The sequence below is a fragment of the Cellulosimicrobium sp. EB106-03-01-XG111 genome, assembly GCF_058792115.1.
The window spans coordinates 171,145-184,162 of sequence record NZ_JBYTEQ010000007.1 but is presented as its reverse complement, the minus strand read 5'-3'; the positions used below and the strand labels follow the sequence as shown (position 1 = coordinate 184,162).

General features: G+C 73.4%; 11 protein-coding genes. 6 read left to right on the top strand and 5 right to left on the bottom strand.

Annotated features, from left to right (window positions below):
• Positions 1–1,125: a GuaB3 family IMP dehydrogenase-related protein gene (locus tag AC3WT4_RS09090; RefSeq protein ID WP_034653983.1), complete on the bottom strand. Its 1,125-nt coding sequence runs from the start codon at positions 1,123–1,125 to the stop codon at positions 1–3.
• 148 nt (positions 1,126–1,273) lie between these two features.
• On the opposite strand from AC3WT4_RS09090, the gene AC3WT4_RS09085 reads away from it, so the two are divergent.
• Positions 1,274–1,975, top strand: a complete 702-nt coding sequence (locus tag AC3WT4_RS09085) for an exonuclease domain-containing protein (protein WP_492315270.1) — start codon at positions 1,274–1,276, stop codon at positions 1,973–1,975.
• Between the two features lie 138 nt (positions 1,976–2,113).
• Positions 2,114–3,649, top strand: a complete 1,536-nt coding sequence (locus AC3WT4_RS09080; RefSeq protein WP_186810343.1) for a helix-turn-helix domain-containing protein — start codon at positions 2,114–2,116, stop codon at positions 3,647–3,649.
• A gap of 132 nt (positions 3,650–3,781) precedes the next feature.
• On the opposite strand, the gene AC3WT4_RS09075 is transcribed toward AC3WT4_RS09080, so the two are convergent.
• Positions 3,782–4,420 carry a Rid family hydrolase gene (locus tag AC3WT4_RS09075; protein WP_074808939.1) on the bottom strand — a complete coding sequence of 213 codons (639 nt, stop codon included), beginning with the start codon at positions 4,418–4,420 and terminating at the stop codon, positions 3,782–3,784.
• Between the two features lie 360 nt (positions 4,421–4,780).
• Between AC3WT4_RS09075 and AC3WT4_RS09070 the strand changes: the two genes are divergently transcribed.
• Positions 4,781–6,394, top strand: coding sequence for a flavin monoamine oxidase family protein (locus tag AC3WT4_RS09070; RefSeq protein ID WP_492315269.1), 1,614 nt, complete (start codon positions 4,781–4,783; stop codon positions 6,392–6,394).
• A gap of 96 nt (positions 6,395–6,490) precedes the next feature.
• Here AC3WT4_RS09070 and guaB read toward each other — a convergent pair whose 3' ends face one another.
• Together guaB and AC3WT4_RS09060 are read right to left on the bottom strand one after the other, a co-directional pair.
• Positions 6,491–8,020 carry an IMP dehydrogenase gene (guaB, locus tag AC3WT4_RS09065; protein ID WP_021479849.1) on the bottom strand — a complete coding sequence of 510 codons (1,530 nt, stop codon included), beginning with the start codon at positions 8,018–8,020 and terminating at the stop codon, positions 6,491–6,493.
• A 127-nt stretch (positions 8,021–8,147) separates the two neighbouring features.
• A complete protein-coding gene (locus tag AC3WT4_RS09060) occupies positions 8,148–9,281 on the bottom strand; it encodes a MerR family transcriptional regulator (protein WP_108048802.1) in 1,134 nt (377 codons plus the stop codon).
• 257 nt (positions 9,282–9,538) lie between these two features.
• On the opposite strand from AC3WT4_RS09060, the gene AC3WT4_RS09055 reads away from it, so the two are divergent.
• Positions 9,539–9,829 carry a WhiB family transcriptional regulator gene (locus AC3WT4_RS09055; RefSeq protein ID WP_031316449.1) on the top strand — a complete coding sequence of 97 codons (291 nt, stop codon included), beginning with the start codon at positions 9,539–9,541 and terminating at the stop codon, positions 9,827–9,829.
• Positions 9,830–10,017: 188 nt separating this feature from the next.
• Here AC3WT4_RS09055 and groES read toward each other — a convergent pair whose 3' ends face one another.
• Entirely contained in the window at positions 10,018–10,314 is a 297-nt protein-coding gene (gene groES, locus AC3WT4_RS09050; protein ID WP_108048801.1) for a co-chaperone GroES, read from the bottom strand.
• A gap of 238 nt (positions 10,315–10,552) precedes the next feature.
• Between groES and AC3WT4_RS09045 the strand changes: the two genes are divergently transcribed.
• Positions 10,553–11,854 (top strand): THUMP-like domain-containing protein, encoded by a 1,302-nt coding sequence (locus AC3WT4_RS09045; protein ID WP_492315268.1) that lies wholly within the window; start codon positions 10,553–10,555, stop codon positions 11,852–11,854.
• Positions 11,851–13,008, top strand: a complete 1,158-nt coding sequence (locus AC3WT4_RS09040; RefSeq protein ID WP_021482303.1) for a glutamate--cysteine ligase — start codon at positions 11,851–11,853, stop codon at positions 13,006–13,008. The genes AC3WT4_RS09045 and AC3WT4_RS09040 overlap by 4 nt, the downstream gene beginning before the upstream one ends.
• The last annotated feature ends 10 nt before the right edge of the window (positions 13,009–13,018 follow it).

The window sequence follows — 13,018 nt, the reverse complement described above, 5'->3', positions numbered from 1 at the left end:
TCAGCGGGGCTGGTACGGGGAGACGACGACCTCGACGCGCTGGAACTCCTTGAGGTCCGAGTAGCCGGTCGTCGCCATGGCCCGGCGGAGCGCGCCGACGAGGTTGAGCGTGCCGTCGGCCTGGCGGCCCGGCCCGAAGAGGATCTCCTCGAGCGTGCCGGCCGTGCCGACGCGCACGCGCTCGCCGCGCGGGAGCTGGGCGTGGTGGGCCTCCGAGCCCCAGTGCCAGCCCTTGCCCGGCGCCTCCTCGGCCCGCGCGAGCGCCGCGCCGAGCATGACCGCGTCGGCGCCGCACGCGACCGCCTTGACGAGGTCGCCCGAGCGGCCGACGCCGCCGTCCGCGATGACGTGCACGTAGCGGCCGCCCGACTCGTCGAGGTAGTCGCGCCGTGCCGCCGCGACGTCCGCGACCGCGGTCGCCATGGGCGCGTGGATGCCGAGCGAGACCCGCGTGGTGTGGGCCGCGCCGCCGCCGAAGCCGACGAGGACGCCCGCGGCGCCCGTGCGCATGAGGTGCAGCGCCGCGGTGTACGTGGACGCGCCGCCCACGACGACCGGGACGTCGAGCTCGTAGATGAAGCGCTTGAGGTTGAGCGGCTCGGCGACGCCGGAGACGTGCTCGGCGGAGACCGTCGTGCCGCGGATGACGAACAGGTCGACGCCCGCGTCGACCACCGTCTGGTAGTGCTCCTGCGTGCGCTGCGGCGACAGCGCCGCGGCGACGGTGACGCCCGCCGCGCGGATCTCCTTGAGTCGCTGCGTGATGAGGTCGGCCTTGATGGGCTCGGCGTAGATCTCCTGCATGCGGCGCGTGGCCTCGAGCGGCTCGAGCCCGGCGATCTCCTCGAGGAGCGCGGTCGGGTCGTCGTAGCGCGTCCACAGGCCCTCGAGGTCGAGGACGCCGAGGCCGCCGTGGTTGCCGAGCGCGACGGCGGTGGCCGGGCTCATGACCGAGTCCATGGGCGCCGCGAGGATCGGCAGGTCGAAGTGGTAGGCGTCGATCTGCCAGCCGACCGACACCTCCTCCGGGTCGCGCGTGCGCCGCGAGGGCACGACGGCGACGTCGTCGAAGGAGAACGCGCGCCGACCGCGCTTGCCACGTCCGATCTCGATCTCGTTGCTCACCGGGTCAGCCTACCGGCGGGCCGTGCCCGTCACCTGCACCGACCACCGTGTGGGTGGGCGCTGGCAGGGTGACGCTCGTCGCCGGGACGTCCGGCGACGACGGGAGCGCCGGGCGCCCCGGGCCCCGACCGGACGGCAGAGGTGGACCATGACGACGACGCCCTGGACGGTGGGACCGCTGCTCGGTCTCGACACCGAGACCACGGGCCTCGACGTCGACGTCGACCGCGTCGTCACCGCCGCGCTCGTGCTCCGCGAGCCGGGCGCCACGCACGTGCGCACGTGGCTCCTCGACCCGGGCGTCGAGATCCCGGCGGAGGCCACGGGGATCCACGGCATCACGACCGCGCACGCCGCGGCGCACGGGACTCTGCCCGCCGTCGCGCTCGACGAGATCGCCACGCTCGTGGTCGACGCCCAGCGCGACGGCGTCCCCCTCGTCGCCTACAACGCGGCGTTCGACCTCGCGATCCTCGACACCGAGCTCGTGCGCCACGGCCTGCCGACGCTCTCCGCGCGCCTGGGGCGGCCGGTCCGGCCGGTGCTCGACCCGCTCGTGCTCGACCGGGCGTGGGACCCGTCCCGCGAGGGCAAGCGCCGGCTCGTCGACCTGTGCGCGCGCTACGAGGTGCTCGACGTCGGGCCCCTGCACACCGCGGACGGGGACGTGCTCGCGACGCTCGACCTGCTCGACGCGCTCGCGCGGGCGTACCCCGACCTGGCGGGCCTCGGACCGGCCGCGCTGCACGACCTGCAGGTCGTCGCGCACCGGCGGTGGGTCGACGCCCTCGACCCGGAGCGTGACCGGCCCTACGTCGGCGCCGGGGCGGACGGCCGCTGGCCGGGCTGACGCGGGTCACCACCCCCGCGAGACGGGTCGGTGCATATCTCATGATCCGGGTGAAGGTCGTGTGATGGTGGCATGGCGAGCACTTGAAGCAGCCCGCTCGCCGCGTCGATATCTCATCCATGAGTTATCGTCGCTCTCATGACAGCGATCGACGACGCACCTCTCACGCAGGTCGGGGCGCTCATCCGTGGCGCCCGCCAGAACCGTGGTCTCACCCAGACCCAGCTCGCGGAGCGGCTCGGCACGAGCCAGAGCGCCGTGCACCGCATCGAGCAGGGCTCGCAGAACCTCAGCCTGGAGATGCTCAACCGCATCGGGCTCGCGCTCGACTCCGAGATCATCAGCCTCGGCGGCCCCAAGCACGCGCACCTGCGCGTCCAGGGCGGCCAGACCCTCTCCGGCCGCATCGAGGTCAACTCCTCGAAGAACGGCGCGGTCGCGCTGCTCTGCGCCTCGCTCCTCAACCGCGGCCGCACGACCCTGCGCGGCGTGGCCCGCATCGTCGAGGTCGACCGGATCGTCGACGTGCTGCGCTCCATCGGTGTGCGGGCCACGTGGACGACGGGCGGCCGCGACCTCGAGATCGTCGTGCCGGAGCGGCTCGACCTCGCCGCGATCGACGTCGACGCCGCACGCCGCACGCGCTCGATCATCATGTTCCTCGGGCCGCTGCTCGGGCTGCGGGACACGTTCGAGCTCCCGTACGCGGGCGGCTGCGACCTCGGGACGCGCACCGTCGAGCCGCACATGATCGCCCTGCGGCCCTTCGGCCTCGCCGTCACCGCGACCGGCGGGAACTACCACGCGACGGTCGCGCCGGCGTCGGGCACGGACCTGTCGGTCGTGCTCACCGAGCGCGGCGACACCGTCACCGAGAACGCGCTCATGGCCGCGGCCCGCCGCGACGGCGTGACGACGATCCGCAACGCCAGCTCCAACTACATGGTGCAGGACCTGTGCTTCTACCTCGAGCTGCTCGGCGTCCGCGTCGAGGGCATCGGCACGACGACCCTGCGCGTGCACGGCCGCACCGACATCGACGTGGACGTGGAGTACGCCGTCTCGGAGGACCCGGTCGAGGCGATGAGCCTGCTCACGGCGGGCATCGTCACGGGCTCGGAGATCACCGTGGCCCGCGTCCCGATCGAGTTCATGGAGATCGAGCTCGCGACCCTCGCCGAGATGGGCCTGCGGTACACGCAGAGCGCCGAGTACGTGGCACGCAACGGCCGCTCGCGCCTCGTCGACGTCACGGTGCACCCCAGCGAGCTGCACGCGCCGATCGACAAGATCCACCCCATGCCGTTCCCCGGCCTCAACATCGACAACCTGCCGTTCTTCGCGGTCATCGCCGCGAACGCGCAGGGCACGACGCTCATCCACGACTGGGTCTACGAGGGCCGCGCCATCCACCTCACCGACCTCACGCGGCTCGGCGCGGACGTGCGGCTCCTGGACGCCCACCGGCTCCAGGTGACGGGCCCGACGCGCTGGTCGGGCGCCGAGGTGAGCTGCCCGCCCGCGCTGCGTCCCGCCGTCGTCATCCTGCTCGCGATGCTCGCGGCCAAGGGCACCTCCGTCCTGCGCGGCGTCGACATCATCGCGCGCGGCTACGAGGGGCTCACCGAGCGCCTGCGCGAGCTCGGCGCCAACATCGAGACGTTCCGCGACTGACTCTTCGCCCGCCTCGGCGTCGGCAGCCTCGGCGCACGCAGAGCCCTCGGCGCCCGCGGCGCCCGCACGACCACGACGGGCCGCCCTCCTCCGGGAGGGCGGCCCGTCGTCGTCACTTCGGGGAGGTCGTCGTCACTTCGGGTAGACGGCGTCGACCTCCACCTCGACGAGCCAGCCGTCGACCGGGAGGTTCTCGATCTCGAGCGCGAAACGCGACGGCCGGGCAGCGTTGACGACCATGGGCGCCGTCCGGGCCGAGCCGAGCTGGACCTCGAGCGTCGCGCCCGTCGCGAGGTTCGTGTTCGCGAAGAACTGCCGGTAGGCGCGGTTCCAGCCGGCGAAGTCCATCTTCTCCTGGCCGGCGGGGTTCTGGAGGAACACCCGCATCGAGACGACGTCGTCGTAGGAGAGCCCGGCCCGCTCGAGGTTCTCCCCGATCCGCATGAGGACGTTGATGCCCTGCGCCTCGGTGATCGTCACGCCCGCCGGCAGGACGCCGCCGGGGAAGACGTCGGTCGGCACGTAGCGCTGCTCGGCCGTCGCGCCGGGCGTCGTGTTCATCGCGGCAGGCCCGAGCCCGGACGACTTGTACCAGGCGACGTTCTTGCCGATCGCGACCCCGTCGGCGATCGACGGCGTGTCGCCGGTGACGAAGGAGTGGGCCTCGGTCGGCTTCGGCTCGAACAGCCTCCCGGCGGCGACGGCGGTGCCGGGGACGGCGACGGCGGCGGTGAGGGCGACGGCGACGACGACCTTGGTGCGGTTCTTCATGCAGGCCTCCCAGGGGGACGACGGGCGCCACCCTGGCGCCCGGGCTCCGGCCGGTCGCGAGGACCACCGGGGGCCGCGACGCTAGCCAGCCCCCGTTTCCGTGCCGTGACGGTGACGTGTCGGGTCGTCGCCGGCGCCGGCGCACCGCGGGCGCACCGCCGCGCCGTCCCGCGGACCGGCGAACGGGCGGCGTCACGAGACGTTTACGCCGGACCCCGATCCGTTGACCGGCGCGAAACGCGCCGGACCCGTGCTCGCGACGACACGTCCCTAGCGTCGGCCCCGGTGCTGACGGCGGCACCCGGCATCGTGGGCCGGGCCCCCCGCCCGTCAGGCCGTGGACGAGAGGGCTCCAGCCACATGGTCACTGACGAGAAGACGACCGGCGTCTCGCGCCGCAACTTCCTCCAGGCCGTCGGGGTCGGCTCCAGCGCCGGCGTCATGTTCGCGACGATGGGCGCGGTCGGGCTCGCGCCCACGGCCGCCGCGCAGCCGCGGAACGAGTCGTGGACACCGCCGCGGGGCAGCGACTTCAGCCTCACCGGCCGGTCCGCGAAGAAGGTCGTCGTCGTCGGCGCCGGGCCGGCGGGCCTGGCCACGGCGTACGAGCTGCAGAAGGCCGGCTACCGGGTCACCGTCCTCGAGGCGCGGCACCGCGTCGGCGGCCGGACGCTGACCATACGCGGCGGCGACGCGGAGACGGACGTCAACGGCGTCACCCAGAAGGCACGGTTCGCCGACGGCGTCTACATGAACGCGGGTGCGGGGCGCATCGCCCAGTGGATGGTCACCATGGACTACCTGCGCGAGCTCGGCGTCCCCTACGAGGTGTTCACCAACGCCAACGCGGACGCCTACCTCTACAACGAGCGCTCCGGCGCGACCCCCGGCAACCCCGTCCGGTACCGCACCGCGAAGGCCGACGTGTTCGGCTACACGTCCGAGCTGCTCAGCCATGCGACCGACCAGGGCGCGCTCGACCAGAAGCTCACCGCTGCGGACAAGGAGAACCTGCGCGCGTTCCTCCGGTCGTGGGGCTCGCTCCAGGCCGACGGCAGCTACCGGGGCGGGAGCAACCGCGGGTACGCCGTGTACCCGTCCGCCTGGAACGAGCACGGGACCCCGCTCCCCGGTCCGGGCTCGGTGTCGGAGGTGCTCGCCTCGAAGGTCGGGCAGTACTTCCCGTTCGAGATCAACTGGGAGCAGTCGATGCTCATGTTCCAGCCGAAGGGCGGCATGGACACGACCTACGACTACTTCGTCAGGGCGATCGGCAAGCAGAACGTCCAGCTCAGCTCGCCCGTCACCGCGGTGCAGAACACGCCGCGCGGCGTCTCGGTCACCTACACCGCCCACAACGGCAAGGCGCGGCAGATCGACGCCGACTTCGCCGTCGTCTCGGCGCCCGCGGGGCTCATGCGCCGCTGGGACACGAACTGGGGGCCCGACGTCGACGCCGCGCTCGGCGAATTCGCCGTCGGTTCGCCCGCGGGCAAGATCGGGCTGCAGTACCGGTCCCGGTTCTGGGAGGACGACCACCGCATCTACGGCGGCATCACCGAGACGGACATGGACCTCGCCCACGTCTGGTACCCGTCCTACGGCTACGGGGAGCGCCGGGGGCTCGTCGTGGGCTACTACAACACCGGCGCGAACGCGCGCGCCTACGCGGACATGACGCCGCGGCAGCGGGAGATGCGCGCCGTCGAGCAGGGCGTGAAGATCCACGGCGAGAAGTACCGGACGGAGCTCGAGAGCTCGTTCTCCATCGCGTGGCACAAGGTGCCCTACATCGAGGGCGCGTGGGCGTACCCGAACACGCAGTCGTCGCGCTTCAAGCTCCTGCAGCAGGGCGCCGGGAACGTCTACTTCGCGGGCGACTGGATGTCCGAGATCTCGGCCTGGCAGCACGGCGCGTTCTGGGCCGCGCGCTACGCGGTCCAGGCGCTGCACGCGCGCGTCATGGCGTCGTGACGGCCGACCGCACGAGGCGCTGACGCAACGCCGACGGCCCGGCGCCACCCGTGAGGGTGGTGCCGGGCCGTCGGTCGTGGTGCCGCGTGCCGGTGGTCAGAAGCCCGTGTAGTTGGGGGCCTCGACCGTCATCTGCACGTCGTGCGGGTGGCTCTCCTTGAGCGACGCCGACGTGATGCGGATGAAGCGCCCCTTCTCCTGGAGCTCGGGCACGGTGCGGGCGCCGACGTAGAACATCGTCTGGTGCAGGCCGCCGACGAGCTGGTGCGCGACGGTGCCGAGCGAGCCCTTGTACGGCACCTGGCCCTCGACGCCCTCGGGGACGATCATGTCGTCGCTCGTGACCTCGGCCTGGAAGTAGCGGTCCTTCGAGTAGGACTTCTTGCCGCGCGAGGACATGGCGCCCATGGAGCCCATGCCGCGGTACGCCTTGTACTGCTTGCCCTTGACGAGGATCGTCTCGCCCGGGGACTCCTCGGTGCCCGCGAGCATCGAGCCGAGCATCACCGTCTCCGCGCCGGCGACGATCGCCTTCCCGATCTCGCCCGAGTGGCGCATGCCGCCGTCGGCGATGACCGGCACGCCGGCCGGGCGCGCGGCGAGCGACGCCTCGTAGACGGCGGTCACCTGCGGGACGCCGACGCCCGTGACGATGCGCGTGGTGCAGATGGAGCCCGGCCCGACGCCGACCTTGACCGCGTCGGCGCCCGCGTCGACGAACGCCTGCGCGCCCTCGCGCGTCGCGACGTTGCCGCCGATCACCTGGACGTCGCGCGTCGCCGGGTCGGACTTGAGGCGCGCGACCATCTCGATGAGCATCCGGACGTTGCCGTGCGCCGTGTCCGCGACGAGCACGTCGACGCCCGCGTCGATGAGCGTCGTGGCGCGCTGCCACGCGTCGCCGAAGTAGCCGATCGCGGCGCCGACGAGCAGGCGGCCCTGGCCGTCCTTCGACGCGTTCGGGAACTGCTCGGACTTGACGAAGTCCTTGACCGTGATGAGCCCGGTGAGGCGGCCGTCCGCGTCGACGAGCGGCAGGCGCTCGAGCTTGTGCTTGCGCAGGAGGGCGGTCGCCTCCTCGCGGGAGATGCCCGCCGGGCCCGTGATGAGCGGCTGCGGCGTCATGACCTCGTCGACCTTCGTCGTCGCCCACTCGGCGACGGGCGTGAAGCGCAGGTCGCGGTTGGTCACCATGCCGATGAGGCGGCGCTCGGCGTCCAGGACCGGGAAGCCGGAGATCCGGTACTCGCCGGCGGTCTTGTCGAGCTCCTCGAGCGTCGCGTCCGGCCCGATGGTCACCGGGTTGTCGATGATGCCCGTCTGCGTGCGCTTCACCAGGTCCACCTGGAGCGCCTGGTCCTCGATCGAGAGGTTGCGGTGCAGCACGCCGATGCCGCCCTGGCGCGCCATCGCGATGGCCATGCGCGACTCGGTGACGGTGTCCATGGCCGCCGAGACGAGCGGCACGCGGATCGAGATCTCGCGCGTCAGGCGCGTCGTGGTGTCGATGTCCGACGGCGCCAGGTCCGAGTAGCCGGGCTGCAGCAGGACGTCGTCGTAGGTGAGACCCAGGAATCCGAAGGGGTCACGGTCGGGGACGGCGGCGGGGACGGGCGAGGCGGTCACACCAGGATTCTACGCCGCGGGCCCTCCCCGTATTCCCGCCCGGTCCTCGCCGGCCGGGCCTGCGCGAGGGGCGGACGGCGGGGTGCACGAGCGCGCACCCCGCCCGACCGGCGGGCCCGGGGGCGGCTCAGCGCACGACGGCGAGCAGCTCGTGGAGGAGGCCCGTGAAGCTGCGCACCCGGTGGACGGTCGCGGCGAGCGGCAGCTCCTCCGCGGCCTGGTCGCTCGGGAGCCCCACGAAGAACGGCAGGCTCGGGTTCGCGTCGTGCGCGGCGTGCACGATGCCCAGGTCGGGTCGCGCCTGGGTGGTGACCATCGCGACGGCGGACGGCCGCACCATCGTCACGATCTCGAGCGTGCGGTGCACGTTCGCGGGCCCGGTGACGATGCGCGCCATCGCGCCGTGCGACGCGAGCGACGCGGCGAGCGCGTGCGCGGCCAGCGGGAGCGGCTCGTCGGGCGCGGCGAACACGAGCACGATGCGCCGCATCCGGCTCGGGTGGTTCCGGGGCGGACCGCCGGCGGCCACGATCGCGTCCTCGCTCGCCTGCGTGTACTCGCGCAGCGCGACGAGCGTCGCGTTCGCGAGCACGACCTCGGGCACCTCGCCCGGGCCGGCGAGCACGGTGCGCTCGGCCAGGCGCTCGAGCGCGGGCTCGACGAGGTCGGACCACCACGCGGCCGGGTCGCCGCCCGTCGGGATGCGCAGCAGCCGGTCGCACGCGCGCTGGTCGTAGGCGATGGCCGCGTCGACGACGTCGGAGACGCGCGTGGGCCGTGGCCCCTCGCGGACGCCGACCGGACGGGGCCCCGCGACGCGTGCGGGCTCGCCCCCGGGGACGGCGCGCAGGAACGGGCGCGACGGCGGCGGCTCGGGCGCGTCGTCGTCCGTCTCGGGCTCGTCGGCGTCCAGGTCCGCCGCGCCGTCGCCGCCGCGGTCGTCGAAGGAGATCGCGCCGCGGTTCGCCGCGAGCTCCTCCTCGTCGGCGGCGAGGGCGGCGCGGGCCGCGTCGGCGGGCGCGACGCCGTCGAGCGTGAGTCGGCGCATCACGACGAGGCGAGCGACGTCGTCGTCCGTGTAGCGCCGGTGGGAGCCGGCCCGGTGCTGCGAGGGGCCGAGGCCGTAGCGACGGTCCCAGGTGCGCAGGGTCGCGGGCGCGACGCCGAGCCGGCGCGCGACGGCGGCGACGGCGAGGCCGGGAGACGAGGTCATGCTCGGTCGGGCTCCCTCGGGGTCGGGGGCGGACCGGACTGAGGTCATGGATCGATTCTGCCGAGCGGGCACCCGTCTCGCCACCTCGTAGAGGTCACAGTCGTGCACCCTTCGCGCCACACCCGCGCCATATTTGTTCGCTGCACGCGCAAACGCGCCGCGCGCAGCCGATCGCGTCAGCGCGGCCGGATCGGCCGACGCGGTTGGGCAGACTCGCACCGCTCCACGAGCGGTTCAACCTGCTCGTTCACTTTTTCCTCACAGGGGACTTGAACAACCCTTGCAACGCTTGTAGGTTGTTCGGCATGGCAGAGATCTCGAGGCTCCCCGGGCCCGTCATGGAGCTGTGGGAATGGCAGTACCAGGGTTCGTGCCGCGACGCGGACGACACGTTGTTCTTCCACCCCGAGGGTGAGCGCGGCTCGACGCGACGACGGCGGGCGGAGGCCGCGAAGGCGATCTGCCACTCGTGCCCCGTGATGATGCAGTGCCGCGAGCAGTCGCTCCGCGTGCGCGAGCCGTACGGGGTGTGGGGCGGCCTGAGCGAGGACGAGCGCGCCGCCATCCTCGCGGGCGGCGCCCGCCGCACCGGCTGACGTACCCTCGCCTGGCACCACCCTCGGTGCCCCCGCGCCACCAGCAGACCTGCACGGCCCCGGTCCGACGTCGTACCGGGCGCCCGTGCGCACGACCCGTGGGACCACCGGTGGGGCGACCGGCCACGGAACGCAGCAGGGCCCCGCGACCGTCGGTCGCGGGGCCCTGCTGCTGAACCGGGTCGGCGTCAGCCGACCACCACGGCGAGGATGTCGCGCGCGGACAGGACGAGGTAGTCCTCGCCGCCGTACTTGACCTCGGTGCCGCCGTACTTGCTGTAGATGACCTTGTCGCCGACGGACACGTCGAGCGGGACGCGGTTGCCGTTGTCGTCGACACGGCCCGGACCGACGGCCAGGACCTCGCCCTCCTGGGGCTTCTCCTTGGCGGTGTCCGGGATGACCAGGCCGGATGCGGTCGTGGTCTCGGCCTCGAGGGCCTTCACGACGATCCGGTCCTCGAGCGGCTTGATGGGGACCGACACGTCGGACCTCCCCTTTCGCGGTGAGAACTGCAACGGATGGGTCGAGCGCACCGGCTGGCCGTCGTCGCGGGTGCCGGACAGCCTGGTCGCACGTGGTGCCGCCTCCGCGAGCGGTGGCGGCACGTCTCAAATCTAGGTCCCGGTTAGCACTCGGTCAAGGCGAGTGCCAACGTCCGTCCTGCGGACGACCTGGCCCCGGCTGCGCGTGGTCCCCGGCCCCCGTGGAAGGATCGACGCCATGGACGCCGCCACGCTGACCAAGCTGCTCAGCCCCGAGGGCTGGGCCCTGCTCGGCGCGCTCCCGCCGTACGACGAGCAGCAGGCGCTCGTGCTCGCGGCCGGGCTGCGCGCGAAGGGCGTCGACCCGGACCTGGCCGCCGCGGCCCTCACCCAGTCCCGGCTGCGCGCTGCGGCGCACGGCAAGCTCGGCGCGTTCGCCGACGGCATGCTCTTCACGCAGGCAGGGCTGGAGCAGGCGAGCCGGCTCGTCGTCGCGGGGCTGCACGCCCGGCGGTACCAGGAGGCGGGGATCCGGCGCGTCGCAGACCTCACGAGCGGGATCGGGGTCGACGCGCTCGCGTTCGCCGCCGCGGAGCTCGAGGTGCTCGCGACCGACGTCGACGAGCTCACCGCGGCGATCGCGACCGTCAACCTGCGCCACTTCCCCGAGGCCGAGGTGCGCCACGGCGACGGGCTCGCGCTCGACCTGGAGGGCGAGCGGATCGAGGGCGTGTACGCCGACCCGGCGCGCCGCACGCGCGCGGGCACGCGCGTGTTCGACCCGAAGGCCTACGCGCCGCCGCTCGACGCGGTGTGGACGCTGCGCGAGCGCGTGCCCGCGGTCGGCATCAAGGTCGGTCCGGGCATCCCGCACGCCGGACTGCCCGAGGACGCCGAGACCGAATGGGTGTCGGTGGACGGCGACGTCGTGGAGGCCGGGCTCTGGTTCGGCCCGCTCGCGCCCGAGGGCCCGGGACGCTCCGCGCTCGTGCTGTCGTCGTGGACCGGGCCCGACGGGACCGAGCGGACCACGACCCGTCGGATCGCCCACCGCCCGGGCGACGCGGACGTGGTGCCCGAGGTGGGCGCCGTCGGGCAGTACCTCTACGAGCCGGACGGCGCCGTGATCCGGGCCGGGCTCGTCGCCCACGCGGCCCGCGGGCTGGGCGGCCGCCTGCTCGACCGGACCATCGCGTACGTGACGACCGACTCCCCGGCGCCGCTCGACGCGACCGGGCTCGCGGACGGCCTCGCGCGCGGCTACCGCGTGCTCGACACCATGCCGTTCGTCCTCAAGCGGCTGCGCTCCTACCTGCGCGAGCGCGGCGTGGGGCGCCTGACGATCAAGAAGCGGGGCACGGCCGTCACGCCCGAGCAGCTCCGGCGTCAGCTCGCCCTCACGGGCGACGCGACCGCGACGATCGTCCTCACGCGCGTCGGCGGCTCGCAGCAGGTGCTCGTCGTCGAGCCGCTGTCCGCTCCCCCGGCGGGGACGCAGGCCGGCACCCCGACCGACGGCGAGCAGGACGGGCCCCGGTGAGCGCCCTGCCGCGCCGCACGGCGATCCCCTTCGCCCGCTCGGAGCGCTCGACCGTCGGGCTCGAGTGGGAGCTCGCGCTCGTCGACGCCGACTCCGGCGACCTGCGGCAGGTCGCGCAGACCGTGCTCGACGCCGTGCGCCCGGCCGACGGCGGCCCGCACCCGTCGATCAAGCAGGAGCTCCTGCTCAACACGGTCGAGGTCGTCAGCGGCGTGTGCCGCACGGTGGGCGAGGCGGGCCGCGACCTGCAGCGCTCGGTCGAGGAGCTGCGCGCCGTGACGGACCCGCTGCGCGTCGAGCTCATGAGCGCGGGCACGCACCCGTTCGCGCGCTGGGCGCAGCAGAAGGTCACCGACAAGCAGCGCTACACCACCCTCATCGACCGCACCCAGTGGTGGGGGCGGCAGATGCTCATCTACGGCGTGCACGTGCACGTCGGCATCGAGGACCGCGCCAAGGTGCTGCCGATCCAGCGCGCGATGCTCACGACGTTCGCCCACCTCCAGTCGCTCTCGGCGAGCTCGCCGTTCTGGGGCGGCAAGGACACCGGCTACGCGTCGAACCGCGCGCTGATGTTCCAGCAGCTGCCGACCGCGGGCCTGCCGTTCCAGTTCGGGACGTGGGAGGAGCTCGAGGGGTACGTCGCCGACATGCTGCACACCGGCGTCATCGACGCGTTCGACGAGGTCCGGTGGGACCTGCGGCCCGCGCCGCAGTTCGGCACGCTCGAGACGCGCATCTGCGACGGCGTCACGAACATCTCCGAGCTCCTGGCGCTCGCCGCGCTCACGCACTGCCTCGTCGAGCACTTCTCGACGATGCTCGACGAGGGCCGCGAGCTGCCGAGCATCCCGCCCTGGTACGCGCAGGAGAACAAGTGGCGCTCGGCGCGCTACGGGATGGACGCCATCATCATCCTCGACCGCGAGGGCAACGAGGAGCTCGTGACCGACGCAGTCGGGCGGCTGCTCGTCGAGCTCGAGCCGGTCGCGGCGCGCCTGGGGTGCCTCGACGAGCTCGACGGCGTGCGCACGATCGTGCGGCGCGGCGCGTCCTACCAGCGGCAGCGCGCGGTGGCGCGGCGCCACGGGGGCGAGCTGGACGCCGTCGTGCGCTCGCTCGTCGCCGAGATGCGGGCCGGCCGGCCCCTGTGACCCGGCCGGG

Excerpts from the sequence above, each read along its gene's own strand:
- AC3WT4_RS09060 (WP_108048802.1), bottom strand. The coding sequence starts at position 9,281 with ATGACCTCAGTCCGGTCCGCCCCCGACCCCGAGGGAGCCCGACCGAGC.
- AC3WT4_RS09070 (WP_492315269.1), top strand. The coding sequence starts at position 4,781 with ATGGTCACTGACGAGAAGACGACCGGCGTCTCGCGCCGCAACTTCCTC.
- AC3WT4_RS09075 (WP_074808939.1), bottom strand. The coding sequence starts at position 4,420 with ATGAAGAACCGCACCAAGGTCGTCGTCGCCGTCGCCCTCACCGCCGCC.
- AC3WT4_RS09055 (WP_031316449.1), top strand. The coding sequence starts at position 9,539 with ATGGCAGAGATCTCGAGGCTCCCCGGGCCCGTCATGGAGCTGTGGGAA.
- AC3WT4_RS09080 (WP_186810343.1), top strand. The coding sequence starts at position 2,114 with ATGACAGCGATCGACGACGCACCTCTCACGCAGGTCGGGGCGCTCATC.
- AC3WT4_RS09045 (WP_492315268.1), top strand. The coding sequence starts at position 10,553 with ATGGACGCCGCCACGCTGACCAAGCTGCTCAGCCCCGAGGGCTGGGCC.
- AC3WT4_RS09085 (WP_492315270.1), top strand. The coding sequence starts at position 1,274 with ATGACGACGACGCCCTGGACGGTGGGACCGCTGCTCGGTCTCGACACC.